Source organism: Methylococcus sp. EFPC2 (assembly GCF_016925495.1).
GTDB lineage: Bacteria > Pseudomonadota > Gammaproteobacteria > Methylococcales > Methylococcaceae > EFPC2.
Genome location: NZ_CP070491.1, coordinates 4,285,979 through 4,312,461, shown reverse-complemented (window position 1 = coordinate 4,312,461; position 26,483 = coordinate 4,285,979). Strand labels below are relative to the sequence as shown.

The window sequence follows — 26,483 nt, the reverse complement described above, 5'->3', positions numbered from 1 at the left end:
GCATGAGCGCGGCCGCGGAAAAGACGGATCCGGCTTTTTCCGAGACCGCGCTCGCCGAACATCTCCGGGAGTTGGAACCCCAAGGCTGGTCCTGGCCCAGCTACCGTAGTGTCGAAGTCGAGCGCTGGAACGAAAACGGCGTCGGCGCGAAGCAGGACTGGGTTGCCGAGGAAGTCCCGGTGGTTCTGGTCTACAACGGTCAGCCGCACGTGGTCATGCTGGCCACGCCGCTCGACCTGGAAGACTTCGCGCTTGGCTTCAGTCTCACGGAAGGCATCGTTGGCTCGTTGACGGAAATCGAAGCCATACGCGTGCATCACCGCTCGGAAGGCATCGAGGTACGGATACGGCTGGTTACGCAAAACCAGGATGCCTTGGCCGGACGCGAGCGCAATCTGACCGGGCGCACCGGCTGCGGCTTATGCGGCACGACCAGCCTGCGCCAGGCGATACGCCGTCCCGCCCCGGTCAAAAGCGACATCCGGGTGAGCCCGACGGATCTACATGGCGCGCTGCAGAATTTGCGCGCCAAACAGGAAATCAACCGCCTGACCGGAGCGGTACATGCCGCCGCCTGGGTCTTGCCGGGCCGGGGCATAGCCGGTGTGCGTGAAGACGTGGGCCGCCACAACGCGCTCGACAAGCTGATCGGCATGTTGAGCCGGACCCCGCGGGAAGAAGGCTATGTCCTGGTCACCAGCCGGGCGAGCTACGAGATGGTGCAGAAATGCGCCTCGGCCGGCATAGGCCTCATGGCGGCCGTTTCCGCCCCCACCGGTCTCGCCATCCGCCTGGCCAAGGAAACGGGTTTGACCTTGGTCGGATTCGCGCGCGACGACAGCCATGTCGTCTACGCCCATCCCTGGCGTTTAACTTGAACCGCAACATTATCCGTATCCCTGTTCATCATCGACCACACATCACGACATGCACATCGAAAATCTCGTCAAAATGGCCAACAACATAGGCGACTTCTTCCAGTCCGATCCCGACCATGAGGCGGCGGTGCACGCCGTGGCCGACCATCTGAAAAAGTTCTGGGATCCGCGCATGCGCAAGCAAATCATCAAGCACTACGACGAAGGTGGTGAGGGTCTCAGGGAGTTGACGCGCGAATCGGTACGCCTGCTGGCGGAAGAGAACGCCGCTCTGACTCAGTGCGGCGACGGCTAGCGATAAATCCGATACGTGAATAAAAGCCGCTGCGCTCGTCGAGACAGCGGCTTTTTTGCGCGGCGAATTTGGCGCGAGCGCTTGGCCACGGAGCCGTCAATAAACCATCATCGCGGAGGGGCTGACGATTTGCAGCGTTTCGAACCCGCGCATCAAGGCGATCTGCAGAAACTCCGGTATGCGTTCCTCAGGCTGATCGAGCTCACGCCAAACCTCCGGAACGAAACCCGGGACGTAATCCTTGGCGTAACGTTCAACCTGGGTGCTGGGTGCAATCCCCGAAGCCATGTCCGCGGCGACGTGGAGTATGGCCACGCCCGGCATGTCGTCATCGGACGCTTCCAGCGGATTCAGGTGATATCTGAGCGTTTGCTGCAACTGCAGGGGTAAGTGCCAAAGCCGGCACAGTTCCGCGCCGAGCTCCGCGTGATCGAAACCGAACACCTCGCGCTCGGCGGCAATGAGGCTTTGCTCCGTCTGATCGGGGCTGAGCGCCAGCACCCGGCGATAATCGTCCGGAGCGAGCGTATAGAAGACCAAGCGGCCTATCCCGTGCAACAGGCCCGAAAGGTAGGCGATTTCGCGGCTCTGCCGGCAGCGCCCGGCGAGCAGTTCGGCCAGGGTCGCGCAAGTCACGCTGTTGCACCAGAAAGTATCCATGTCCACCGATTCCCGCGGTATTCCCTGAAAGGCTTCCGCCATACCGGCGGCCATGGCCAGCTTCCTGAGCTCCTGCCTGCCTAAAACCGTGATAGCGTGAGACAGCGAGCCCACGCGGTTGACAAATGCGAAATGTGGGCTGTTGACCAGCCGGAGCACGCGTACACTCAGACCCGGGTCCTGACTGATGATTTCCGTCAGATCGACATTCCGCGCATGGGGATCATCGATCAGCTTGTTGAGCTGGACGACCGCGTCCGGCAGACACAACAAGGACCCCACCCGCTCGGCGAGCGATGCCGCATTCATAACAATACCTCTCGAGTTTCTGCCTGGGAAAAATCTGCAGACAAATTTAGTCCAATCGGCACGAATCGGCCTTCGCACCTCGACCGAACGGAAGCGGGCCCGCCCGGGACAGCCTTGGCCGTCGTCGGCCGGTCCGGGCTTGCGCGTTTCGGACCCGGCCACAGTCCGAAACGGCCCGCTCGCCGACCGTCCATGCTTGCGGAATTTGCCTTCCACGCCGCCCGGCAGATGGACCGCACACGGCTGCGGAATCAGGGTTTGAAGCGATAGCCGACCCCCAACTCGGTCAGCAAATATCTCGGTCTGGCCGGATCCTCCTCCAATTTTTGCCGCAGCTGACTCATATAAATCCTCAGGTAATGCGCGTTCTCCGCATAGGCGGGACCCCAGACTTCCTTGAGGATCTGACGCTGAGTCAGCACCTTGCCCGCATTTTTCACCAGCAGGGCGAGCAGGCGATACTGGATGGGCGTGAGATGGACCTCGGCACCTTCGACGAAAACCCGGCGATTGACCAGATCGACGCGCAGCTTGCCGGCCTCGAATACCCCGCCGCCCGCATCGTCAGCAGCTCTCGCGCCGTGCCGCAGGGCGACCCGTATCCTCGCCAGCAATTCGCCCAAACCGAAGGGCTTGGTCAGATAATCGTCCGCTCCGGCGTCCAGGGCCTCGATCTTGTGCTGTTCGGAACTCCGCGCGGAAAGAACGATGATAGGCATGGCGGACCAGCCACGTATGGCCTTCACCACCTCCACGCCGTCGGTATCCGGCAAGCCTAAGTCGAGGATGATCAGATCGGGTTTGCGCACTCCGGCCTCGACGATGCCCTGCCGGCCGGTTTCCGCCTCGAACACATTGAACCCCTGGGCGCTCAGGCCGGTGCGGAGAAAGCGCCGGATAGGCGGGTCGTCCTCGATCACCACGATGGTCGGAGCGGGCGAGGCCACGGGTCATTCCTCCTCGACGACCGGCGGCGTCTTGTCCTGGGGCAGCACGAATGAAAATACCGCGCCTCCGGTCGAGCGGTTGCGCGCTTCTATCGTCCCGCCGTGCACCTCGACGATGGCGCGGCAGATGGCCAGGCCCAGCCCCACTCCGCTCTGCGCACCCTCGCGCTGGCTGCGATAAAACTTTTCGAACAAGCGCTTTTCCATCCCTTTCGGTATCCCCGGCCCGCGGTCGGCGACCGCGACCTCCACCGCATAGGGCGTGATTTCGGAACTGATATCCAAAGGACTGCCCTCCGGCGTATAGCGGATCGCATTTTCCAGCAGATTGGTCAGCACCTGCTCGATCAGCACGGCGTCCGCGTAGATCATCGGTATGCCCGACGGCAGCTTGACCTTCACCGGCCGCCCCTGCAAAGGCTGCTGCAAACGGGTCAGCACCGTCCCGACGATCTCTTCCAGCGGATGCCACTGCCGGTTCAGCTCAATCACGCCGGCGTCGAGCCTGGCCATGTCCAATATGTTGTTCACCAGGCTGGACATGCGCCTGGCCTCGTCGTAAATGGCGCTGCTCAGTTCGATCTTGTCCTCGGGTTTCAGCCTGCCGTCGTCTTCGGCCAGGGTGCTGGCCGACCCCACGATGCTCGCCAGGGGAGTACGCAAATCGTGGGAAATGGAACTGAGCAGCGAATTGCGCAACCGCTCCGCCTCGATCTGCATCTGCGCCGACCTGGCCTGCTCCGCCAGACGCACGCGCAGGATCGCCTGGGCGATCTGACGGAGGAAAGTGTCGAGCAGTAGCCGCTGCTCGGGGAGAAAAATCCGGCGCAGATTGACCGGAAGCAGGGCCAGCACACCCAGCACCTTGTCGTCGTTGCTGAGCGGAAAATAAACGGACTCAGCCCCGGGCAAGGTGTTCGTTCCCTGCCCGGCGATTTCGTTATGGTCCAGCACCCACTGCGCTAGGCTGAGATCGGCTCCGCGCAGCGATTGGGCCATGGGCCTGTCCTTGGGATAGACCACCCGATTGTGCTCGTCGGTCAGCAATACGACGTTATGGCTCCCGAATTCCGTGTACAGATGGCGCACCGCCGTGCGGACGATCTCATCCTCGCTCTGGCTGGCCGCCAGATCCTTGCTCATGGCGTAAAGCACGGTGGCGCGGCGTTCGCGGTGGGCGGCCACCTTGGCCTGCGAGCGTACATTGGCCATCAAGTGGCTGATCAGGATGGCGACGATCAGCATCGCGATCAGAGTCAGCAGGTACTGGGTGCCGCTGACCGAGAAACTGAAATAAGGCGTGACGAAAAAGAAATCGAGAATGGCGACACCCAGCACCGACGCCAGGATGGAAGGCCCCCGCCCGTATCGCGTCGCGATGAAGACCACGCCCAGCAGAAAGACCATTACCAGATTGGCCAGCTCGAAACGTCCGAACATCAGGTGAGCCAGTGCGGCGCTAGCCAAGGTGGTGACCACGGCCCAGAGGTAGCCTCGGTAGTAACCCTTTTTTCGGACCGGCGCCCGGTGCCCGAATCCCGCTGAGGAATTTCTGGCGGAAGCAGGCGCTATCCGGTCCACAGTACGGTTTTCGCCCTGCGGACTGCCCAGCAAATAGATGTTGATATTGTGAGCATGACTGATCAGCGTGTCCACGATCGATCCCATCAGCCAGCGCCGCCAGCCCCGCCGCGAGGGCTTGCCCATCACGATCTTGGTGACGTTTCTTTCCTTCGCGAACTCTATGAGCGCCTCGCTCATTTCCGGCGCGCTCAGAGTCACCGTCTCCGCTCCGAGCTGCTCCGCCAGGCGCAATATGCGCAACACCCCGTCTCGCCTGGCCGCCGGCAGACGTTCCAGCTCCGGCGTCTCCACGTAGACGACGATCCAGTCAGCCCGCAGGCCCGTCGCGAAGCGTTTGCCGGCCCGGACCAGGCGCTCGGCCAGCGCATTCGGGCCTACGCATACGAGGATGCGCTCGCTGACCGGCCAGACTTCGCGGATGGCGTTGTCTTCGCGGTAATCCAGCATCTGGGCGTCGACCCGGCTGGCAGTCTGCCGCAGGGCAAGCTCCCTCAGCGCAATGAGATTACCTTTGCGGAAGAAATGCCTGACGGCATCCTGGGCCTGCCGCGGCAGATAAACCTTGCCTTCCTTGAGGCGAAGCAGCAATTCGTCCGGCGGCAGATCGACCAGTTCTATCTCGTCGGCCTGCTCGAACACGGTATCCGGCACCGTCTCGCGCACCCGGATGCCGGAGATCTGCCCGACATCGTCGTTCAGACTCTCCAGGTGCTGGACGTTCAAAGCCGTATAGACGTCTATCCCCGCCTCGAGCAGTTCCTCGATGTCCTGCCAGCGCTTGGGATGCCGGGAACCCGGGGCGTTGCTGTGCGCGAACTCGTCGACCAGGATAATGGCCGGCTTACGCTTGAGCGCGCCGTCCAGATCGAACTCGTGCAGGACGGTACCCCGGTATTCGACCCTGCGGGGAGGCAAGACTTCCAGGCCTTCCAGCAGGGCTGCAGTCTCCCCGCGGCCATGGGTTTCCACCAGCCCCACCACGATGTTGATGTTCTCGGCCCGCCGCTCCCGCGCCGCCAGCAGCATTGCGTAAGTCTTGCCCACGCCCGCCGCCGCGCCGAAGAAGATTTTCAGCCGGCCGCGCCTCGCCCTGGCCTCCTCGCGTTCGACCTTGGCCAGCAGGGCATCGGGATCGGGACGCTGATCATTCATCTACGGACGGCTCCGATTCGAAATGGGATGACGGCATCCGCGCCCAGCCATGGCGGACCGTCGCAATTACGGCGTGCAAAGCCGGGGGCGCGGGATCGGACCCGCCGCCAGACGGTTCAACGCCGGTCAGCCCGTGGCCACCCAGACAGCGGAGCAGCATCCAAGGCCAGGTTAAGCCTTAACACATGGACCCGCGGCTCGCCCAACAGGCCTATTTGTCGGTTTTCCGTATGTCGACGCACCAAATCGCGGATTTTCTCCACTGACTGCCCGCGGGCGCGGGCGACCCTGCCGAGCTGGTATTCGGCCGCCGCCGGGCTGATATGCGGATCCAGCCCGCTGCCTGAAGAGGTAACCAGGTCGACAGGCAGCGGCGCCCGGTTGTCCGGATCGGCCACCCGCAAGGCGGCGATCCTGGCCTTGACCGCCTCAGCCAGCGCCGGATGGGTCGGTCCCAGGTTGGAACCGCCGGACGCCGCGGCATTGTAGGGGTAAGGCGTGGTGGCGGAAGGCCGGCCCCAGAAATATTTCGGGTCGGAGAAAGACTGGCCTATCAGGGCGGAACCCAGGACTTGGTTCTGGCTATTGGAAATCAGGCTGCCGTTGGCCTGTTCGGGAAACCAAGCCTGCGCCAGAGCGGTCACCGCGGCCGGATAGATCGCACCGGTGAGCAGGCTAAGAAGGACGAACAAGACGATCGCAGGCCTAAAGTGCATGAACATGACGAACCCCATCAAACAATGTGGGTCGGGTCAGCGGCGCAGAAGATCGCGCTTGTTTTTCCGCTCGACGCCATCGCGCCGCGTAACCCGACGAATATTCAAACCCAGCCCAAACCGGTCAATAAGATATCGATCGCCTTGATGCCGATGAAAGGCACGACCAGGCCGCCCCCGCCGTAGACCAGCAGATTGTTCTGCAGCAACGCGGCGGCGCCCACCGGTCGGTAGCGTATGCCTTTCAGCGCCAGGGGAATCAGGGCGATGATGATGAGCGCGTTGAATATGACCGCCGAAAGGATCGCGCTGGAGGGGCCGGCCAAACCCATCACGTTGAGCACATTCAGTTCGGGATAGGTGGATGCGAAGGCGGCCGGGATGATGGCGAAATATTTGGCCACGTCGTTGGCGATGCTGAAGGTGGTCAGGGCGCCGCGGGTCATCAGCATCTGCTTGCCGGTCTCTACGATCTCGATCAGCTTGGTGGGATTGGAGTCCAGATCCACCATGTTGCCGGCCTCCTTGGCCGCCTGGGTACCGCTGTTCATCGCCACCGCCACGTCGGCCTGGGCCAGGGCCGGGGCATCGTTGGTGCCGTCGCCGGTCATCGCCACCAGACGCCCTTCCGCCTGATGCCGGCGTATCAAGTTCAGCTTGGCTTCCGGCGTGGCTTCGGCGAGGAAGTCGTCGACCCCGGCTTCGGCGGCGATGGCGGCGGCGGTCAGGCGGTTGTCTCCGGTGATCATGATGGTCTTGATGCCCATGCGGCGCAGTTCGATGAAACGCTCCTTGATGCCGCCCTTGACTATATCCTTGAGCTCGATGACACCCAAGGCACGAGGTCCCGCTGCGACGACCAGAGGGGTGCTGCCCCGGCGCGCCACGTCGTCGACCAGGGTGCGCAGTTCGTCCGGAAACCGGCCGCCCTGATCCTCGACATAGGCACGGATGGCGTCCGTGGCGCCCTTGCGTATCTGCCGGCCCTCCCCTACCCAGGAACCGGCGACCGAAGGCCGCTCCTTATCCCCTACTCCCTCTGGGAGAAGGTGGCCCGCAGGGCCGGATGAGGGAAGAAACCGCTCGGTTCCAGGGCTACAATCCGTGGGCCCTGGGGCCGAGCGGTCTCTCTCGGAGGGGAGATTGACACCGCTCATGCGCGTCTGGGCGCTGAAGTGCACGAAGGTTGCGCCTATGGCCCTCACGTCGCGCTGCCGCAGGCCGTATTTCTGCTTGGCCAGCACGACGATGCTGCGGCCTTCCGGCGTTTCGTCGGCCAGCGACGCGAGTTGTGCGGCATCGGCCAGTTCCTTTTCCGCAATGCCTTTGACCGGTATGAAAGCCGCAGCCTGGCGGTTGCCGAGGGTAATGGTACCGGTCTTGTCCAGCAGCAGAACATCCACGTCGCCAGCCGCCTCCACCGCGCGGCCCGAAGTGGCGATCACGTTCTTCTGCATCATGCGGCCTATGCCCGCCACGCCAATGGCCGAAAGCAAACCGCCTATGGTGGTGGGTATCAGGCAGACCAATAACGCCACCAGCACGGTGAGGGTGATCGGCTGTCCGCTACCCGAAATTTCCACGCCATAGCGCGAAAATGGCAACAGGGTCGCGGTGACCATCAGAAACACCAGACTCAGAGCCACCAGCAGTATGGTGAGGGCGATCTCGTTGGGCGTCTTTTGGCGCTTGGCCCCTTCCACCATGCCTATCATGCGGTCCAGGAAGGTCTCGCCGGGATTCACGGTGATGCGCACCACCAGCCAGTCGGACAGCACACGCGTCCCACCGGTCACCGAACTGAAATCACCGCCGGATTCGCGTATCACCGGCGCGGACTCACCGGTGATGGCACTTTCGTCCACCGAGGCTACGCCTTCGATCACCTCGCCGTCGCCGGGCACGAAGTCGCCTGCTTCGATCAGCACCACATCACCCCGCCTGAGGCTGGAACCGGCGACCTTGGAGTAATTGGAGCCGTAACGCGGTTCATCCAGTTTTTTTGCCGCGATATCGCGCTTGGCGCTGCGCAGAAATGCCGCCTGCGCCTTGCTCCGTCCCTCCGCCACCGCTTCGGCGAAATTGGCGAACAACACGGTGAACCACAGCCACGAGGTGATTGCCAGAATAAATCCGGCCGGCGCCTCGCCTTGACCGCCCAGGGCCTGCAGCCACAACAGCGTGGTCAGCAGGCTGCCGAGGTAGACGACGAACATCACCGGATTCTTCCATTGCTGTCGGGGACTCAGCTTGCGGAACGATGCGATGACGGCCTCCCCAAGCAACTCGGGGCTGACCAAAGAAATCTTGGTGGATTTTTTGCTCATGCGTATTCTCGAAGAGGCTCGTGGGAGGGTACGGAACGCATCCAAAATGATCCTTAGCTCAAAAAAGCGTCTCAGCCATCCTAGGGTTTGGCCACCATTTGCAGATGCTCCACCACCGGCCCCAAGGCCAGCGCCGGAACGAAGGTCAGCGCGCCGACCAGGAGCACCACGGCCAACAGCAGACCTACGAACAAGAGCGTATGCGTCGGCAGCGTTCCCGGACCGACCGGCACGGTTTTCTTGGCGGCGAGGGAGCCCGCGATGGCCAGCACCGGCACGGCCACGCCGTAACGGGCAATCAGCATGACGATGCCGAGCACACGATTGTAGAAAGGCGTGTCGGCCGCGAGCCCGCCGAATGCGCTGCCGTTGTTATTGCCCGCCGAGGAAAAGGCGTACAGCACCTCGCTGTAGCCATGCGCGCCGGAATTGAAAATCGATGCCCTGCCGGCGTCCGACATCAACGCGATTGCGGTCCCGCCCAAAACCAGCAAGGGGGGTATGAGGATCACGACCGCGGCCATCTTCATTTCATAGGCCTCGATCTTCTTGCCCAGGTATTCCGGGGTGCGGCCTATCATCAGGCCGGCGACGAAAACCGCGACCAGGGCGAACACGATCATGCCGTAGAGTCCCGAGCCGACGCCGCCGTAGATCACTTCGCCCAGCTGCATCAGCCACATGGGCATCATGCCGCCGATGGGCGTGAAGGAATCGTGCATGGCGTTCACGGAACCGTTGGACGCCGCCGTGGTGGCAACCGCCCACAGTGCGGAGTTGACGATGCCAAAACGGGTTTCCTTGCCTTCCATGTTGCCGCCGGCCTGTACGGCGGAGGCCACCTGATCCACCCCCAAGGCGCTCAGAGTCGGATTGCCGCCCTGTTCGGCCGACACCGTCACGAATACCAGCACGACGAACACCAAGCTCATCGCGGCCAGGATCGCCCAACCCTGGCGGGTATCGCCCACCATGACCCCGAAGCTGTGGCAAAGAGCCGCCGGAATCAGCAGGATCGCGAGCATTTCCAGGAAGTTGGATAGCGGGGTCGGATTTTCCAGCGGATGGGCGGAATTCACGTTGAAGAAGCCGCCGCCATTGGTGCCCAACTGCTTGATGGCGACCTGGGAGGCGGCCGGGCCGACCGCGATGGTCTGCTCCTTTGCCTCGACCTTTTCCATGACCGGCTTGCCCGTAGCATCCTTGAGCGCTTGGCCGCCCTCGCCCGGCTCGGGCTGTTCGTAGCCTATGGATTCAGTCAATTGCACGTTCTGGTAGGGCTTGAAGGTCTGTACCACGCCCTGCCCCACCAGGGCCAAGGCGAGCAGCAAGGACAAAGGCAGCAGGATGTATAAGACGCTGCGCGTCGCATCCGCCCAGAAATTGCCGACGGTTTCCGCGTTGCGCCGGGCAAATCCGCGTATCAATGCGACCAGCACCGCCATGCCGGTCGCCGCCGACAGGAAGTTCTGCACCGTCAGGCCCAGCATCTGGGTCAGATAGCTCATGGTCGTCTCGCCGCCATAAGCCTGCCAGTTGGTATTGGTGGCGAAGCTGACCGCCGTGTTGAATGCGGAGTCGGGGTCGACATTGGCCAGATGCTGCGGATTCAGCGGCAGGTAGGCCTGCAGGCGTTGAAGGACGAAGACGGCCAGCACGCCCAGCAGATTAAACAACAGCATCGCGGCGGCATAAGCCTTCCAGGCCATCTCCTGGCCGGGATCGATGCCGCTCAAACGGTAAATCAGCCTTTCCGCCGGCGCAAACCAGCGGTTCAAACCAACCGGCTCGTCCTGATAGACCCGCGCCATATACCATCCCAATGGCTGGGCCAGCCCCAACAGGACGAGGACATAAAGCGCTATTTGCAGGAAGGCGTTGCCGGACATTAGTACTTCTCCGGATAAAACAGGGCGACGACCAGGTAGACGAAAACCACCAGGGCCAGGCCTGCACTGACGAGATCGATCCAGCTCACGATGGCATCCTCCGATTCACCGTCCCCGACGAAGCCGACGTTGAGTGGGAAACCACCCACACGGAAAGCCGCCTGAAAACGCACGATTTCGGTCGGGAACGCCGGGTTTTCAAGACATGGCAAGACTACCCGTGTCGGTATAAAAACGGCGTAAAAGTTTCGCAGCGGCGGCCGCGAGATAGACGAGAAGGACTCTAGGGAAACCGCTTCAACAAGCCGAGGCCATGCGTTTTGAGCCAACGCCGCTCGCCTTGCCAGCGCGGGAGATGATCGGCCACCAGGGCCCAGAAGCGGGGAGAATGATTGCGTTCGCGGATGTGGCAGAGCTCGTGGACGACGACATATTCGAGCACCGACTCAGGCGCCAGGGCCAGCAGCCAGTTGATATTGATGTCGTTGCTAGGTCCGCAACTGCCCCAGCGCGTTTTCATGGCCTTGATGCGAATTTCGCGTGGCTGCAGACCATGCTTGGGGGCGTGGCGTTCGACCGAGCGTTGGACCTGCCCGCGCAGCCAACGCCTGGCCCATTCCTTGAACGCATGCCGAGCCCAGGCATCGCGTTGATCTCCGGCAAACGACGGAATACTGATGCGCACGCTGTCGTCCACGGCCACCTTGAGACGCTTGCCGGGAATGTCCTCGATCTTCAGCGGCAGATCCCGGCCCTGCCAGGGAATGGTGGGATGCTCGGTGAAGCGGACCGGCACCGGCCGCTGGCCGACGCGTTTTTCCATTTCGCGGCGCTGGGTTTCCAGCCACGTGCGATGCTGTTCGAGAAAGGATTTCGCCTGTCTCTCGCTGACACCCGCAGGAACCACCAGCTCGACAAGCTCGGGTTTAACCACCAGGCGCAGATATTTCGCCCGCGCACTGCGGCGCAGGGTGACGCCCTCCATCACGGCTCGCCCCGGCGGATGGCGGCGATTTCCAGCTCGACATCGCCGGCGGGCCGCCGCCAGGTGACGACCTCGCCGACCCCGGCGTTGAGCAAGGCCTTGGCCAGGGGCGACACCCAGCTGATGTCGCCCTTGACCACGTCGGCCTCGTCCTCGCCGACGATGCGGTAGGTCTGCAACTCGTCGTCCTGGTCCAGCACATCCACCGCGGCGCCGAAATGCACCCGGTTTTCCGTCTGGCCCGATGGTTCGACCAATACGGCCGACTCGACGCGCTGCTCCAGATAACGTATCTCGCGCCTGACGGCCGGCAAGGCCTGGCGAGCCGCCAGTTCGTCCCTGCTTGTTAACTCGCTGCGGCGCGCCAGGTTATCGGCCAGCCGCTGCTGCAACTGCTTGAGCCCGCGCGGGGTGACGTAGTTGGTATGCGGACTGACCGGCTTGTCCGGCAGTTCCTCGATCGCCTCGATGTCCTCTTCCTTGACGAAGGCCCGGCTCATGGTTTCCCGCCCCCCATCATGTCCGCCGCCAAGCGGGCCAGACGCGCCGACCCGCCGCCTTCGCCCAGTCGATCGGCCACGGCGCGCAAATCCTCGCGCATCTGTCCGGCATATTCGGGGTCGGCGAGGATGCGGCCTATCTCGCCAGCGATGTTGTCCGCGTTAGCCTCGTGCTGGATGAACTCGCGCACGATACTCTTGCCGGCCAGGATATTGGGCAGGCCGATGAAGGGTATCTTGATCAGCCGGCGACCGAGCTGGTAGGTGACGGGCGTGACCTTGTAGATGATGGTCATGGGCACGCCGGACAGGGCGACTTCCAGCGTGGCCGTGCCGGACACGGTGACGACCGCGCCGCAGCATTGCAGCACGTCGTACTGCCGGCCCTTGACCGTCCGGATAGGCAGCGGGCAGCTTTGCAGCAGGCCATGCAACAGGCGGTCGTCCACCGAAGGCGCCTGGCTGAGGACGAAACGGGCTTTCGGGAAGCGATCGGCCAGCTTCTGCACCGCCTCCAGGATGACCGGCAGCAGGCGCTTGATCTCGTTGCCACGGCTGCCGGGCAGCAGGCCGATGACCGGCCCCTCCCCGGCTAGGCCGAACTCCTGCAAAGCCTCGTCCTTGGCGATTGAAGGCCGCACCCTGCCGGCCAACGGGTGGCCGACAAAGGTCACGGGAATACCGTGGGCCTCGTAAAACGGAACCTCGAAAGGAAAGATCACCGCCATGTGATCCACCGCCCGGCCGTATTTCTTCACCCGCCCCGGCCGCCAGGCCCAGACCTGCGGGCTGACGTAGAACAACACCTTGATGCCGGCAGCCCTGGCCGCCTTGGCCAGCTGGAAATTGAACTCCTTGTAATCGACGCAGATCAGCAGATCCGGCTTCTCGTCTCGCGCCAGGTTCTGCATGAGCTTCAGCGCACGGCGTATCTCGCCGTAATGCTTGATGACCTCGGTGGCGCCGATCACGGCGATGCCGGTGGAATCGTAACGGATGTCCACGCCGGCCTCGCGCATTTTGGTCCCGCCCATGCCGATACCGCGCAGTTCCGGAACCAGCTTGCGCAGTTCCAGAAACAGGCTGGCCGCATGCTGGTCGCCGGAGGCCTCCCCGGCGGAGAGCATAACCAGAGGCGGCCGTGCAGACCCCTCGCCCTTTGGGAGAGGGGTTGGGGTAAGGGCGGCAGGCGGAGCCATTAAGTCCAAGCCCTCAGGCGCCCAGTGCCGAGCGTATGACGCCGACGACTTCCCTCACCTGCTCTTCCGCCAACTCGGGGAAGATAGGCAGGGAGAGGCAGCGCGCCGCGACCGCTTCGGTCACCGGCAGGCTCACGCCCTGGCAGTCCGCGGCGAAGACCTTTTGCTGGTGCAGGGGAACCGGGTAATAGACCGCGCAGGCGATCTGGGCATTTTGCAATGCGGCCTGGATAGCATCGCGCCGGTCGCTCAGCAAGGTGTACTGGTGGTAGACGTGGACGCCGATGCCGTCTTCGTACGGCGTTTCCACCAGGCCGGCCAGCAGTTCGGAGTAAAGATGCGCCGAGCGGCGGCGGCCTTCGTTGAACTGGGCTATGCGCTTCAGCTTGACCCGCAGGATCACGGCCTGCAACTCGTCCAGCCGGCTGTTGTAGCCGATCACGTCGTGGTAATAGCGCACTTCCGAGCCATGGTTGCGCAGCACTTTCACCTTCGCCGCAACATCGTCATCGTTGGTCGTCACCAGGCCGCCGTCGCCGTAGGCACCCAGGTTCTTGCTGGGGAAAAAGCTGAACCCGGATGCCAGACCGAAGCCGCCGGTCTGTTTGCCGTCCACGGAAGCGCCGAAAGACTGGGCGCAATCCTCGACGATCTTCAGCCCATGCTTGTGGGCCACCGCCTGGATGCCGGCGATGTCCACCGGCTGGCCGAACAGATGCACCGGCATGATGGCCTTGGTCTGGGGCGTGATGGCCGCTTCGACGGTGGCGGGCGTGATGTTGAAGGTCCTGGGATCGATATCGACGAACACCGGCTTGGCGCCGACGTAACGGATGGCTTCGGCCGTGGCGATGAAGGTGAAGGCCGAGGTAATCACCTCGTCGCCCTGCCCTATTCCGGCGGCGAGCAGGGCCAGATGCAAAGCCTCGGTACCGTTGGCCACGCCGATGGCGTGTTTCACGCCCAGATATTCGGCCGCTTCCTTCTCGAAAGCCTGCACATTGGGCCCCATCACGAAGGCGGTATTCTCCAGTGCGGCCAGCAGGCCGGCGTCGATCTCGTCCTTGAGCTGGTGGTATTGGGTTTTCAGATCGACCATGGGGATCATGGTGGGGGTTTCTCCGGAAGTAAACAAAACCAATGAAGTCGGGGTTACACGATTAATTTTTCAATAAATTTCGATGCACGCCTTATCCTCCGCCAACAGCGCTTTTTCAATCAGCGAACGGTGGCTCAACAATACCGACAAGGTCGTGGCCTTATTTTGGTTGCCGGTACGCAACCATATGATCTTGGGCGGCTGCCCGTAAATGGTGCTGAGATCGTAAAAATCGGAATCACGCGTCACGATGACATATTCATGGATACGCGCATAAGTCCAGACTTCATGGTCACTGGACTTTTCCATTTCAAGCAGGGCTATCTGAGTGGAGTCTGGGTATTCGGCGAGCAGAAACGGCAGCAACCGCCGGGAAAGATTTTCATCCAAGAGCAGTTTCATACGGCCTTGAGCGATTCGATATGCCGCTCTCTGTCCGCCGCAAAGCTCAAGACCGCACGTATGTCCTCGGAACTGAGCTCCGGAAAATCTTCAACGATCTCCTCCATACTCATGCCTGAGGCAAGGTATTCGAGCACATCGTAGACGGTAATACGCAAGCCCCGGATACAGGGCTTACCACCGCGTTTACCCGCCTCGATGGTAATAATCTCGCGATAATTCATGCTGCTACCTCCCAATTCCGTAAACGCCGGAGTAACACCCTGGCCTCGCGGCCTATGCTACACCACTCCTTGTTTGAGCAATTGGGTGATGGCGGTTGCGGTAGCCAGCGCCCGGCGGCCGGCATGGCCGGAAACCAAAGGCTCCTTGCCTTCGCGGATGCAGGTGACGAAGTGCTTGATCTCTTCCAGCAGGGCATCGCCGTTTTCGAACACCGATTCCTCGCTGAGGATTTCCGGCACGCCGGGAAACATTTCCTTATCGCCCTTGCGGTGTATGGCCAGCACGCGGTTCTGGAAATCCACAGAGACGTAGGCGTTGGGCATGAACATCCGCATCTTGCGCTCGACCTTGAGGCTGGCTCGGCTGGCGGTGACGTTGGCCACGCAGCCGCTCTTGAAGGTGATGCGGGCATTGGCGATGTCGGTGTCGCTGGTGAGCACGGTCACACCCTTGGCGTCGATGTGCTCGACCTCGGAATCGACAATGTCGAGGATGATATCGATGTCGTGGATCATCAGGTCCAGCACCACGCTGACGTCGTTGGCGCGCGGGTTGAACGGCGCCAAACGGTGCGACTCGATGAACAGCGGCTTGTCGTGAGTCAAATCCATGCCGAGTATGGCCGCGTTGAAACGCTCCAGATGGCCGACCATCAGGCGCAAATCCTTTTCCTTGGCGATGCGGATCAGCTCGTCCGCCTCTTCTACGGTGACGGTGATGGGTTTTTCCACCAGCACATGGGCGCCGGCTTCGAGAAAATCCTTCGCCACCTGGAAATGCAGGCTGGTGGGCACAACGATGCTGACAGCATCGACCTTGCCCAGCAGCTCACGGTAATCGGTCAGCGCCTGGGTGTGGTTCTGCTCGGCGACGGCACGGGCCTGTTCGGGATTATTGTCCACCACGGCGACCAGTTCACAATCCGGCAGAGCGGCATATTTTTGCGCGTGGAACTTGCCCAGGTAGCCGACGCCGATCACGGCGCATTTCAGTTTGCTCATGTTGTTTTCCCCGAGAGATGATTCAGTCCGCGTCCTTGTGGATGTCGATGAAGGGCAGGATGCCGCGCTTGCTACCTTCCGCCAACCAGGCGCGCAGATAGTCCAGTTCCGGCGTATCGGCCAGGCCTTCCAGGCTCTGCTTGTTGCGCAAGCGCCGTATGGCGGCGGACACGGTCTTCAGACGCTCGCCGTCGATGCCGGCGCGGCGCAGGCCGACCAGATTCAGGCGGTAATGCTTGCCGGGGCGTCCGCCCACCATCATGAAAGGCAACACGTCCTTGTTGATGCCGGCCAAACCCTGCAGCATGGCGTAGCTGCCGATACGGCAGAACTGATGGGTCATGACCCCGCCACCGAGAAACACCCGGTCGCCGACCTGCGCATGGCCGCCCAGGGTCGCGCCGCTGGCGAAGATGGTGTTGTTGCCCACCGTGCAATCGTGGCCGACGTGACTGTTGTTCATCAGATAACACTCGTTGCCGATGCGGGTCGCGGTACCCGTCTTGGTGGCCCGGCTGATGGTCACACCCTCGCGTAAGACATTGCCGTCGCCGATTTCGACCCAGGTGTCGAATTGCGGATCGAAAGCCAGGTCTTGCGGCAAGCCGCCCAGCACGGCGGTGGGATGCACCGTATTGTTCCGTCCCATGCGGACACGGGGCTGGATGATGGCGTGGGCACCGATCACGCTGCCGTCGCCGATCTCGACCTGGTCTTCGATCACGGCGTAAGGACCGACGGTGACTCCGGCGCCCAGTTTTGCGCCGGGTGCGATGTGAGCGGTGGGATGGATGGTTCCGGTCATGCAGGCTCCGAGTTTGGTTCAGCCGCGCGGATGGCAGCGGCTGTGCAGGTCTTTGAGGCGTTCCTGGGCGACGTGGGTGTAAATCTGGGTGCTGGACAAATCACTATGTCCCAGCAGCAATTGCACAACGCGCAGATCCGCGCCGTGGTTCAGCAAATGGGTCGCGAAGGCATGTCGCAGGGTATGCGGCGACAAAGGCTTGCTGATGCCGGCCTTGATCGCATAGCGCTTGATGAGATACCAGAAGGCCTGGCGGGTCATGGCGCCGCCCCGCTCCGTCACGAACAGATCGTCGCTTTGCCGACCGCCGAGTATGGCCGGGCGGCCTTGGTGCTGGTAAATCTCCAGCCAGTTTTGCGCTTCCTCGCCGAGCGGCGTCAGCCGGGTCTTGCTGCCCTTGCCGGTCACCCGCACCAATCCCTGCCGTAGGTTGATCTGCTCCAGCCGCAGGCTCACCAGCTCGGTCACCCGCAGACCCGTGGCATAAAGCACTTCCAGCATGGTGCGATCGCGCTGCCCCAAGGGCTGACTCGGCTCGGGCGCGTTCAGCAAGTCCTCGACCTCGCTTTCGCTCAGGGTCTTAGGCAGGGGCTTGCCGACTTGGGGCGATTCGATGCCGGCACAGGGATCGTGATCCAGCTTCTCCAGCCTCACCAGATTCGCGTAAAACTTACGCAGGCTGGACAACAACCGGGCGCTGGTACGGTGGCTGGCCTGCTCGCGGAAGCGATGGGCGAGATAGGCTTCGATATCGTCCCGTCGAACCTCGATCAAGGCCTTGCTCCGCTCGGTTCTCAGCCAGAGGGCGAACAGATTAAGATCGCTGGCGTAGGACTTTTGCGTGTTCTCGCTCAGACCCTCCTCGATCCACAGGCCATCCTGAAAACTTCGTATCAAGACCTGGTTGGCGGCGGCTTCAGTCAATCGGATAGCCCTCGTGCCGCAGCAGCCAGCGCTTGATTTCCAAGAACGGACCGTCGAGCCGGCCGCAATAGCCGCCCAGGCCCTGGGACGATACGACCCGATGGCAGGGTATGAGGATGGGGAATTCGTTGCTGCGGCAGGCACCGGCCACCGCCCGCGGACCGGAGCTGAGTTCGCCGGCGATCTGGCCATAAGTCTTGACCTGGCCGGGTGGAATGGCGCGCAAGGCGTCCCACACGCGCATGCGGTGAGACGTGCCGTGCACGCCTATGGGAAGATCGAACGGGCTGAGCGGATCGCGGAAATAAGACAACAATTGGCGCTCGGCCGTCTTCAGCAAGGAACCGAGGGGGGCGATCGGCTCCAAAACATCCGGCGACACATCGAGACCGCGCAACGCGGTGTCGCCTGCGCGTACGATCACCGAACCGAAGGGCGCGGGGATGACGGCCACATGCTCGGGCTCGGCGACTATCGGGCGTGCTTTCACTGTGACGATGCGACACCAACGCAAAAAGACACGGGCGGCCCTGAGGCCACCCGTCGTCCGTCCCGAAACTCCGACGGCAAAAGCCGCAGGGGTTAGATTTTTTCCTTGATACGGGCAGCCTTACCGGTGCGGTCGCGCAGGTAGTAAAGCTTGGCGCGACGCACGTCGCCGCGGCGCTTCACCTGGATTTCCTGAACCTGCGGGCTGTAAGTGAGGAACACGCGCTCCACGCCTTCGCCGTGGGAAATCTTGCGCACGGTAAACGCGGAGTGGTAGCCACGGTTACGCTTGGCGATGACCACGCCTTCATAAGCCTGCAAACGTTCGCGGTTACCTTCCTTGACCTTGACCTGTACGACGACAGTGTCACCGGGGCCGAATTCGGGGATGGCCTTGTCGCCTATCCATTCTTTTTCGAGCTGTTGAATTATGTTTGCCATGGGTTCCTCTACACAACTATCTGGTATTCAAATCGTTTCTAAACTCATCCAACAGCCTTTGCTGCTCGACATCCAGGACCCGGCCCTGCAACAGGTCCGGCCGCCTCAGCCAGGTCCGGCCTAAGGCTTGTTTCAGGCGCCAGCGGCGGATCGCCTCGTGATTGCCGCTCTGCAAAATTTCCGGAACGGCCCGGCCATCGATCACCTCCGGCCGGGTGTAATGCGGGCAATCCAGCAAACCCGCCATGTACGAATCCTGCGCGGCGGACTGGTCATCGCCCAGCACGCCCGGCAGCAAGCGCACCACCGCATCGAAAATCACCAGGGCAGCCAGTTCGCCGCCGCTCAGCACGTAATCGCCGATGGACCATTCTTCGTCCACTTCGGCCTCGATCAAGCGCTCGTCCACCCCTTCGTAGCGTCCGGCCACCAACACCAAGCGGGGCAGTTCCGCGAAACGCCTGACCGAGGCCTGATCGAGCCGGCGCCCCTGAGGGCTGAGATAAATCACCGGCGCGGGCTGTTCATGGGCGTTTCGGGCCGCGCGGATCGCCGCACGCAAAGGCTCGACCTTCATGACCATGCCGGGGCCGCCGCCGTAAGGCCGGTCGTCTACCGTGCGGTGCCGGTCGTGGGTGTAATCCCGCGGATTCCACAACCCGATTTCGGCCAAGCCCTGATCCAAAGCCCTCCCGGTGACGCCCCAGGCCGTCGCCTCCCGCATCATCTCCGGGAAGAGCGTGACAATATCGAAACGCATCCGATGGCGCGCTTAGAATTCCGGATCCCAGTCGACGATCAGATAACCCTCGTCGATATGGACTTCCTTCACATATTCACCGGTCACGAAGGGAACCAACCTCTCCCGCTCGCCCTTGACAACCATGACGTCGTTGGCCCCGGTTGCCATCATGTCCGTCACGATGCCGAGCGCCTGGCCGTCCACCGTTTTCACCTGTAAACCGATCAAGTCGGCCCAGTAATAATGGCCGGGCTCCGGCACCGGAAAACGATCGCGCGGCGCCAAAATTTTGCTGAACCGCAGCTTTGCTGCCTGGTCGCGATCTTCTATCTGTTCCAGTCTCGCCAGGACGCTTGGGCCTTCAGCCCGCGCGGCCAACACCTTGCACTCCCTGGTCACGCCGTTGGTGTCCAGCACCCACGGCACGTAGTCCAATATTGCATCTCTCGGCTCGGTAAAGGAATGAATCTTCACCCATCCCTTGACGCCATGAGCGCCAGCAATTTCGCCGACCACGACCAGCCGAGACACGCCAGCCGCCCTGATCTACAAGTTCTTACGCCGCCTCTTTGCGGGCTGCTTCGCGGATCAAACTAGCGACGCGGTCGGACGCTTGTGCGCCTTGGGCCACCCAATATTGGATGCGCTCATCGTTCAAACGAACACGCTCTTCCTGACCGCGTGCGATCGGATTGAAAAAGCCTACCCGCTCGATGTAGCGGCCATCACGCTTCGATCGGCTGTCCGTCACAACCACGTGATAAAAAGGCCGTTTTTTTGCACCGCCACGCGCCAGACGTATGGTTACCATTAGTATTCCTCTATAACCTTTAAATGAATTGGAATTCGAGCCGGGTATTCTACTTAAATTCCGCGGAATGTGAAGCCGGCACAGACCATAGCCTACCGACCATCTGTTTTGCAGGCTCCCGAGCGAGACCACGCATCAAAGGCTTGCATAAAGAAACCCGCCTTGCGGGCGGGTTCCAGACACTGGCGGAGAGAGAGGGATTCGAACCCTCGATACAGGTTTTGCCCGTATACTCCCTTAGCAGGGGAGCGCCTTCAGCCTCTCGGCCATCTCTCCAAAATCGACGTACTAAATCAGGTTATGCACCAGACCCGGTCGGCTTTTCACCACCGGACAAGCCCTGCTGCTCTTTTTTGATGCGTTCGTAGATCTCTTCCCGATGAACAGAAACGTCTTTCGGCGCGTTAACGCCGATGCGCACCTGATTGCCCTTAACGCCAAGCACAGTCACGGTGACATCATCCCCTATCATCAGGGTCTCACCTACTCTTCGAGTCAAGATCAACATAAGTCCTTCCTTTGCGGCTTCTCGCCATACAAATATACAGAAATCAGCAACATTTATAGCCAACCAAAGCCTTCTTGCTGAATTTCAGATTCTAACAATATTTTTAAAAATTATAAAATTTTTTTATCGCGCCGGATCATTCCGCCACCGGCGCCTTGTCGAGCCCGAAAGCATCGTGGAGGGCGCGGACCGCGAGTTCCAGATATTTTTCGTCGACCACCACGGAAATCTTGATTTCCGAGGTCGAGATCATCCGGATATTGATCCCTTCTCGTGCCAAGGCTTCGAACATCTTGCTGGCGATGCCCGCGTGGGATCGCATACCGACCCCTACGATGGAAACTTTGACTATTTTATCATCGCCCGTCACCTGTCGGCCACCCAGTTCCTCGCAGGTGCTCCGCAGGATTTCCAGCGCCTTGGGATATTCGTTGCGGTGTACGGTAAAAGTGAAGTCCGTGGTCTGATCATCCGCCATGTTCTGCACGATCATGTCGACTTCGATGTTCGCATCCGCGACGGGACCCAGAATCTTGTGGGCGATGCCGGGACGGTCCGGTACGCCCAATATGGTGAGCTTGGCCTCGTCGCGATTGAACGCGATCCCCGAAATTAACGCTTTTTCCACGCCGTTTTCCTCGTAACTGATCAGGGTGCCGCCGCCTTCTGCGAAACTCGACAACACGCGCAAAGGAACATTGTATTTGCCCGCAAACTCCACGGAACGGATTTGCAGCACCTTGGAACCGAGGCTGGCCATTTCCAGCATTTCTTCGAAGGTGATGCGGTCCAAGCGACGAGCCCGGGGCTCGACCCTCGGATCCGTGGTATAGACGCCATCGACGTCGGTATAGATGAGGCACTCTTCGGCCTTCAGGGCAGCCGCCAGAGCGACCGCCGTGGTGTCCGACCCGCCGCGCCCCAGCGTGGTGATATCTCCCTCCGCGGTCACGCCTTGAAAACCGGCCACGACCACCACCCTGCCGGCATCCAGATCGGCCTGGATGCGGTCGGTGTCTATCTTCTCGATGCGCGCTTTGGTGTGGGCATCGTCGGACACGATACCCACCTGCCAGCCGGTATAGGAAATGGCCGGGCATCCCTTTTGCTCCAGTGCCATGGCAAGCAGGGCGATGGTGACCTGCTCGCCGGTGGAGAGCAGCACGTCCATCTCGCGCGGACTGGGCCGCTCCTGGACCTCATGGGCGTAGGCCACCAGCTTGTTGGTTTCGCCGCTCATGGCGGAAACCACCACCACCACGTCCTCGCCCCGCTGGCGGGCGCGTATCACCCGCTCGGCGACGTTCTTGATGCGCTCGGTGCTGCCCACCGAGGTACCGCCGTATTTATGTACGTAAAGCGCCATCTATTTCTTCTAGGTTCTTTGATTAAGCCAAGCGCTGGCGCACCCAATCGGGCACGCCCTGAAGAGCGACATCGAGTTTGGAGGCGTCGTTGCCGCCGGCCTGCGCCAGATCGGGCCGGCCACCACCCTTGCCACCCACTTGGGTAGCTACGACGTTGACCAGGTCGCCGGCCTTGATGCGACCGGTCTGATCCTGGGTCACGCCGGCGATCAGGCTGACCTTGCCTTCCTGTACCGCCGCCAGCACGATGGCCGCGCTGCCCAGCTTGTTCTTGAGCTGATCGACCAGATCGCGCAGGGATTTGGGATCGGTGCCGTCGAGCCGCGCCACCAGCAATTTCAAACCGGCGATCTCCACGGCCAGGGACGCCAGATCGGAACCGGCGGCGCTGGCCATCTTGGACTTGAGTTTCTCTAGCTCTTTTTCGAGCTGGCGATTGCGGTCGAGTATCTGTTGGACTTTTTCGTCCAGCCCGTCGCGACCGGCCTTGACCCGCTCGCTCAGCGCCTGGATGAGCCCGTCGCCGGCCTCTACCCATTCCACCGCGCCCTGGCCGGTGACACCCTCGATGCGGCGCACGCCGGAGGCCACGCCGGTCTCGGTCACGATCTTGAAGAAACCGATGTCGCCTGCCCGCTCCGTATGCGTTCCGCCGCACAGTTCGGTGGAAAAATCGCCGATGCGCAATACTCGCACCTCGTCGCCGTATTTCTCGCCGAACAGCGCCATCGCGCCGGCCTTTACCGCGTCGTCCTTGGCCATAGTCTCCGCGCTGACGGCGGCGTTGCGGCGGATTTCGGCGTTCACCAGGCGCTCGACTTCGCGCAGTTGCTCGGCGCTGATCGGTTCGAAATGGGAGAAGTCGAAACGCAGCCTTTCCGGATTGACCAGCGAGCCCTTCTGGGCGACGTGATCCCCCAACACCCGGCGCAAGGCCGCATGCAGCAAATGGGTGGCGGAATGGTTGAGGGCCGTGGCACGGCGGCGTGCCTCGTCCACGCGCGCGTCCGCGACGGCACCGACCCTCAGAGCACCGGAAACGACGCGGCCGACGTGCAGGATCAAATCGCCGGCCTGCTTGCGCGTGTCGGTCACCTCGAAGCGGAAGCCATCGGCGACGATTTCGCCCCGGTCGCCCACCTGGCCGCCCGACTCGGCATAAAAAGGTGTTTCGTCCAGCACCACCACGCCATCCTCACCCGCTTCCAGGCGATCGACGGACTGGCCGTCTTTGGACAGCGCCAACACGCGGGCCTGACCGGCCAGGAACTGGTAGCCGGTGAAACGGCACTGCGCATCGAGTTGGATATCGTGCGAGTAATCGGCGGCGAAATGGCTGGCCGCTCGCGCGCGTTCGCGCTGGGCCTCCATGGCGGCGTCGAAGCCGGCCATGTCCACGCTGAGCCCGTGTTCGCGCGCCACGTCGGCGGTCAGATCGACCGGGAAGCCGTAGGTGTCATAGAGCTGGAAGGCCGTCTCGCCGGCGATCACCTTGCCGACCAGGGACTTGATCTCGGCATCGAGGATCTTCATGCCCTGATCCAGGGTCTCGGCGAAGCGCTCTTCTTCCTTGAGCAAGGCCCGTTCGACGGTATCGCGGGCCTTGACCAACTCCGGGTAAGCCTCGCCCATCTCGGCGCACAAGGCGTCCACGAGCTGGTGGAAGAAGGGCTCGCGCTGGCCCAGCTTGTAGCCGTGGCGGATGGCGCGCCGGATGATGCGGCGCAAGACGTAGCCGCGCCCTTCGTTGGACGGCAGCACGCCGTCGGCGATCAAAAAGGCGCAGGAACGGATGTGGTCGGCGATCACCCGCAGCGAGCTGTTGGTCAGATCGGACACGCCGACCAGGCCAGCGGCGGCCGTCAGCAGATTGCGGAACAGATCGATCTCGTAGTTGCTGTGCACGCCCTGCATGACCGCGGCGAGACGCTCCAATCCCATGCCGGTGTCGACCGAGGGTTTGGGCAGCGGCGTCAGCGTGCCGTCGGCGGAGCGGTCGTACTGCATGAAGACCAGATTCCAGATCTCGATGTAGCGGTCGCCGTCTTCTTCCGGTGATCCCGGGGGTCCGCCCGCGATCTCGGGGCCATGGTCGTAGAAGATTTCGGTGCAGGGACCGCAGGGGCCGGTGTCTCCCATGGACCAGAAATTGTCCTTGGTGCCGATGCGGGTGAAGCGGTTCGGATCGACGCCGACTTCCTTCAGCCAGATCTCCTCGGCTTCCTTGTCCTGGTCGTAGACCGTCACCCAGAGCTTCTCGGGCGGCAGCCCCAAGGTGCCGGTCAAAAAGCCCCAGGCGTATTGGATGGCGTCGCGCTTGAAATAGTCGCCGAAGCTGAAATTGCCCAGCATCTCGAAGAAGGTGTGATGCCGCGCGGTGTAGCCGACGTTCTCCAAGTCGTTGTGCTTGCCGCCGGCACGCACGCAGCGCTGAGAAGAAGTGGCCCGCACATAGGGGCGCTCCTCGCGGCCCAGAAATACGTCCTTGAACTGCACCATGCCCGCGTTGGTGAACAGCAGGGTCGGGTCGTTGGCCGGTATCAGCGGGCTGGTCGGTACGACGGCATGGCCGCGATCGGCAAAATACTGGAGGAATAACTTACGCAGTTCAGCGCTGGTCATAAGCGTCAATCTATATCCAAGTCTTCGAATTCTGTGGCCCTGGGCAAGCGCCGGAACAAGGCCGAGATCTGCTCGCCGCTGAAACCCCGCTGGGCCAGGAAACGCATGCGCGAAGCGCGCTCCTTAGGCGAGGCCGGCTGGGATGCCCCGTATTTCCGCCGGTAAACCTCGGCGATCACGGCCGCCCAGTCATAGCCGGCCAAAGCATCGGCCGAACCCGGGCTCAAGCCCTTGTCGCGCAATGCCTGCCGTATCCGTTGCGGCCCCTGCCCGCGCGCGACCCGCCCGCGCACCAGGCTGTCTACGCACCGTTCGTCGCTCTGCAAACCGTCTTCGCTCACGGCATCGACGGCCGAACGGGCCGTGGCTTCGTCATGCCCCTTGCCCCGAAGTTTGTGAATCAGCTCGGTGCGGCTGTATTCCCGGCGCGCCAGCCAACGCAGACAATCGGCTTGCGCCTGCCGGAACGCGTCGGGATCGCTCAGCTCTCTTCCTCGACGGGAGCCCTGCCGCCCGCTTTCAGCGGAGCCGGGACGCTGCTTGCCAGCGCTTTCTCACGGATCTTCGCCTCGATCTCGTTGGCGATCTCCGGATGCTCTTTCAGGTAGTTGCGCACGTTGTCCTTGCCCTGCCCGACACGGTCGCCGGCATAGCTGTACCAGGATCCCGACTTTTGCAGGATGTCCAGGTTGACGCCCAGATCGACCAGTTCGCCTTCGTGCGACACGCCTTCGCCGTAGAGGATCTCGAACTCGGCGTTGCGGAAAGGCGGGGCCACCTTGTTCTTGACCACCTTGACCTTGGTCTCGTTGCCGATCACCTCGTCGCCGCTCTTGATCGCGCCGGTGCGGCGGATGTCCAGGCGCACCGAGGCGTAGAACTTGAGTGCGTTGCCGCCGGTAGTGGTCTCCGGATTGCCGAACATCACGCCGATCTTCATGCGGATCTGGTTGATGAAGATCACCAGGGTGTTCGACTTCTTGATGTTAGCCGTCAGCTTGCGCAAGGCCTGCGACATCAGACGCGCCTGCAGGCCCACGTGGGAATCGCCCATTTCGCCCTCGATCTCGGCCTTGGGCGTGAGCGCGGCCACCGAGTCGATGACCACCACGTCCACGCTGCCGGAACGCACCAGCATGTCGGCGATTTCCAAAGCTTGCTCGCCGGTATCCGGCTGGGACACCAGCAAGTCGTCCAGATCGACGCCTATCTTCTCCGCATAGGCCGGATCCAGGGCGTGCTCGGCATCGACGAAGGCCGCCACGCCGCCCAGCTTCTGCGCCTGGGCGATGACCTCCAGCGTCAGGGTGGTCTTGCCCGACGACTCCGGCCCGTAGATTTCCACGATGCGCCCGCGCGGCAAGCCACCGCAACCCAAGGCGATGTCCAGGGCCAGCGAACCGGTGGGAACGACCTCGATATCGTGCACGGCGACGTCGCCCATGCGCATCACCGAGCCCTTGCCGAACTGCTTTTCGATCTGCGAAAGCGCGGCACTCAGGGCCTTTTTCTTGTTCTCGTCCATTGTTTGCTATCCGTGGATATTGCTGTGATTAATGCGCTTATTATTCCATAGGCTTACGGTCGGGCATAGGGTGATCTCTCG

At 62.1% G+C, this 26,483-nt stretch carries 28 protein-coding genes and 1 tRNA gene; 2 read left to right on the top strand and 27 right to left on the bottom strand.

Annotated elements, in window-relative coordinates:
- The first annotated feature begins 2 nt into the window (after positions 1-2).
- Together fdhD and JWZ97_RS18590 are read left to right on the top strand one after the other, a co-directional pair.
- A complete protein-coding gene (fdhD, locus tag JWZ97_RS18595; RefSeq protein WP_205432189.1) occupies positions 3-878 on the top strand; it encodes a formate dehydrogenase accessory sulfurtransferase FdhD in 876 nt (291 codons plus the stop codon).
- Between the two features lie 49 nt (positions 879-927).
- Positions 928-1,173, top strand: coding sequence for a formate dehydrogenase subunit delta (locus JWZ97_RS18590; RefSeq protein WP_205432188.1), 246 nt, complete (start codon positions 928-930; stop codon positions 1,171-1,173).
- Positions 1,174-1,269: 96 nt separating this feature from the next.
- Here the strand turns inward: JWZ97_RS18590 and JWZ97_RS18585 are convergent, their stop codons facing one another.
- From JWZ97_RS18585 to recA, 27 genes are all read right to left on the bottom strand, one after another.
- Positions 1,270-2,142, bottom strand: coding sequence for an HDOD domain-containing protein (locus JWZ97_RS18585; RefSeq protein WP_205432186.1), 873 nt, complete (start codon positions 2,140-2,142; stop codon positions 1,270-1,272).
- Between the two features lie 251 nt (positions 2,143-2,393).
- Positions 2,394-3,089, bottom strand: a complete 696-nt coding sequence (gene kdpE / locus JWZ97_RS18580) for a two-component system response regulator KdpE (RefSeq protein WP_205432184.1) — start codon at positions 3,087-3,089, stop codon at positions 2,394-2,396.
- A 3-nt stretch (positions 3,090-3,092) separates the two neighbouring features.
- Positions 3,093-5,825, bottom strand: coding sequence for a sensor histidine kinase KdpD (locus JWZ97_RS18575; RefSeq protein ID WP_205432182.1), 2,733 nt, complete (start codon positions 5,823-5,825; stop codon positions 3,093-3,095).
- Positions 5,826-5,941: 116 nt separating this feature from the next.
- Positions 5,942-6,547 carry a potassium-transporting ATPase subunit KdpC gene (gene kdpC, locus JWZ97_RS18570; protein WP_205432180.1) on the bottom strand — a complete coding sequence of 202 codons (606 nt, stop codon included), beginning with the start codon at positions 6,545-6,547 and terminating at the stop codon, positions 5,942-5,944.
- 98 nt (positions 6,548-6,645) lie between these two features.
- Positions 6,646-8,868, bottom strand: coding sequence for a potassium-transporting ATPase subunit KdpB (gene kdpB, locus JWZ97_RS18565; RefSeq protein WP_205432178.1), 2,223 nt, complete (start codon positions 8,866-8,868; stop codon positions 6,646-6,648).
- 80 nt (positions 8,869-8,948) lie between these two features.
- Positions 8,949-10,757 carry a potassium-transporting ATPase subunit KdpA gene (gene kdpA / locus JWZ97_RS18560; RefSeq protein ID WP_205432176.1) on the bottom strand — a complete coding sequence of 603 codons (1,809 nt, stop codon included), beginning with the start codon at positions 10,755-10,757 and terminating at the stop codon, positions 8,949-8,951.
- A complete protein-coding gene (locus JWZ97_RS18555; protein ID WP_205432174.1) occupies positions 10,757-10,969 on the bottom strand; it encodes a potassium-transporting ATPase subunit F in 213 nt (70 codons plus the stop codon). The genes kdpA and JWZ97_RS18555 overlap by 1 nt, the downstream gene beginning before the upstream one ends.
- A 71-nt stretch (positions 10,970-11,040) precedes the next feature.
- Positions 11,041-11,742 carry a M48 family metallopeptidase gene (locus JWZ97_RS18550; protein ID WP_205432172.1) on the bottom strand — a complete coding sequence of 234 codons (702 nt, stop codon included), beginning with the start codon at positions 11,740-11,742 and terminating at the stop codon, positions 11,041-11,043.
- Complete coding sequence (locus JWZ97_RS18545; RefSeq protein WP_205432171.1) at positions 11,742-12,242, bottom strand: GreA/GreB family elongation factor; 501 nt, start codon at positions 12,240-12,242, stop codon at positions 11,742-11,744. The genes JWZ97_RS18550 and JWZ97_RS18545 overlap by 1 nt, the downstream gene beginning before the upstream one ends.
- On the bottom strand, positions 12,239-13,369 hold the full coding sequence (gene lpxB / locus JWZ97_RS18540; protein WP_205432169.1) for a lipid-A-disaccharide synthase: 1,131 nt from the start codon (positions 13,367-13,369) through the stop codon (positions 12,239-12,241). The genes JWZ97_RS18545 and lpxB overlap by 4 nt, the downstream gene beginning before the upstream one ends.
- Before the next feature lie 85 nt (positions 13,370-13,454).
- Positions 13,455-14,549 (bottom strand): DegT/DnrJ/EryC1/StrS aminotransferase family protein, encoded by a 1,095-nt coding sequence (locus JWZ97_RS18535; RefSeq protein ID WP_205432167.1) that lies wholly within the window; start codon positions 14,547-14,549, stop codon positions 13,455-13,457.
- Between the two features lie 60 nt (positions 14,550-14,609).
- On the bottom strand, positions 14,610-14,942 hold the full coding sequence (locus JWZ97_RS18530) for a DUF5615 family PIN-like protein (protein WP_205432165.1): 333 nt from the start codon (positions 14,940-14,942) through the stop codon (positions 14,610-14,612).
- The gene (locus JWZ97_RS18525) at positions 14,939-15,166 is read right to left on the bottom strand and encodes a DUF433 domain-containing protein (RefSeq protein WP_205432162.1); all 228 of its coding nucleotides are present in this window, start codon (positions 15,164-15,166) and stop codon (positions 14,939-14,941) included. The genes JWZ97_RS18530 and JWZ97_RS18525 overlap by 4 nt, the downstream gene beginning before the upstream one ends.
- A 57-nt stretch (positions 15,167-15,223) precedes the next feature.
- A complete protein-coding gene (locus JWZ97_RS18520) occupies positions 15,224-16,168 on the bottom strand; it encodes a Gfo/Idh/MocA family protein (protein WP_205432160.1) in 945 nt (314 codons plus the stop codon).
- Positions 16,169-16,190: 22 nt separating this feature from the next.
- Positions 16,191-16,973 (bottom strand): acyl-ACP--UDP-N-acetylglucosamine O-acyltransferase, encoded by a 783-nt coding sequence (gene lpxA / locus JWZ97_RS18515; protein WP_205432159.1) that lies wholly within the window; start codon positions 16,971-16,973, stop codon positions 16,191-16,193.
- A gap of 18 nt (positions 16,974-16,991) precedes the next feature.
- Positions 16,992-17,897, bottom strand: a complete 906-nt coding sequence (gene xerD / locus JWZ97_RS18510; protein ID WP_205432158.1) for a site-specific tyrosine recombinase XerD — start codon at positions 17,895-17,897, stop codon at positions 16,992-16,994.
- Positions 17,890-18,387: a methylated-DNA--[protein]-cysteine S-methyltransferase gene (locus tag JWZ97_RS18505; RefSeq protein ID WP_205432157.1), complete on the bottom strand. Its 498-nt coding sequence runs from the start codon at positions 18,385-18,387 to the stop codon at positions 17,890-17,892. Before JWZ97_RS18505 ends, xerD begins: the two co-directional genes overlap by 8 nt.
- A 92-nt stretch (positions 18,388-18,479) precedes the next feature.
- The gene (rplS, locus tag JWZ97_RS18500; RefSeq protein ID WP_205432156.1) at positions 18,480-18,827 is read right to left on the bottom strand and encodes a 50S ribosomal protein L19; all 348 of its coding nucleotides are present in this window, start codon (positions 18,825-18,827) and stop codon (positions 18,480-18,482) included.
- 16 nt (positions 18,828-18,843) lie between these two features.
- The gene (gene trmD, locus JWZ97_RS18495) at positions 18,844-19,587 is read right to left on the bottom strand and encodes a tRNA (guanosine(37)-N1)-methyltransferase TrmD (RefSeq protein WP_205432155.1); all 744 of its coding nucleotides are present in this window, start codon (positions 19,585-19,587) and stop codon (positions 18,844-18,846) included.
- Between the two features lie 12 nt (positions 19,588-19,599).
- Positions 19,600-20,100, bottom strand: coding sequence for a ribosome maturation factor RimM (gene rimM / locus JWZ97_RS18490; protein WP_205432148.1), 501 nt, complete (start codon positions 20,098-20,100; stop codon positions 19,600-19,602).
- Positions 20,101-20,125: 25 nt separating this feature from the next.
- On the bottom strand, positions 20,126-20,380 hold the full coding sequence (rpsP, locus tag JWZ97_RS18485) for a 30S ribosomal protein S16 (RefSeq protein ID WP_205432146.1): 255 nt from the start codon (positions 20,378-20,380) through the stop codon (positions 20,126-20,128).
- A gap of 183 nt (positions 20,381-20,563) precedes the next feature.
- Positions 20,564-20,656 (bottom strand) — tRNA-Ser (locus tag JWZ97_RS18480).
- Between the two features lie 22 nt (positions 20,657-20,678).
- Positions 20,679-20,888: a carbon storage regulator CsrA gene (csrA, locus tag JWZ97_RS18475; protein WP_205432141.1), complete on the bottom strand. Its 210-nt coding sequence runs from the start codon at positions 20,886-20,888 to the stop codon at positions 20,679-20,681.
- Between the two features lie 136 nt (positions 20,889-21,024).
- Positions 21,025-22,254: an aspartate kinase gene (locus JWZ97_RS18470; protein WP_205432140.1), complete on the bottom strand. Its 1,230-nt coding sequence runs from the start codon at positions 22,252-22,254 to the stop codon at positions 21,025-21,027.
- Between the two features lie 22 nt (positions 22,255-22,276).
- Positions 22,277-24,877, bottom strand: coding sequence for an alanine--tRNA ligase (gene alaS / locus JWZ97_RS18465; RefSeq protein WP_205432139.1), 2,601 nt, complete (start codon positions 24,875-24,877; stop codon positions 22,277-22,279).
- Between the two features lie 5 nt (positions 24,878-24,882).
- Entirely contained in the window at positions 24,883-25,218 is a 336-nt protein-coding gene (locus JWZ97_RS18460; RefSeq protein WP_240342395.1) for a regulatory protein RecX, read from the bottom strand.
- A gap of 140 nt (positions 25,219-25,358) precedes the next feature.
- On the bottom strand, positions 25,359-26,402 hold the full coding sequence (recA, locus tag JWZ97_RS18455) for a recombinase RecA (protein WP_205432138.1): 1,044 nt from the start codon (positions 26,400-26,402) through the stop codon (positions 25,359-25,361).
- Positions 26,403-26,483: the final 81 nt, after the last annotated feature.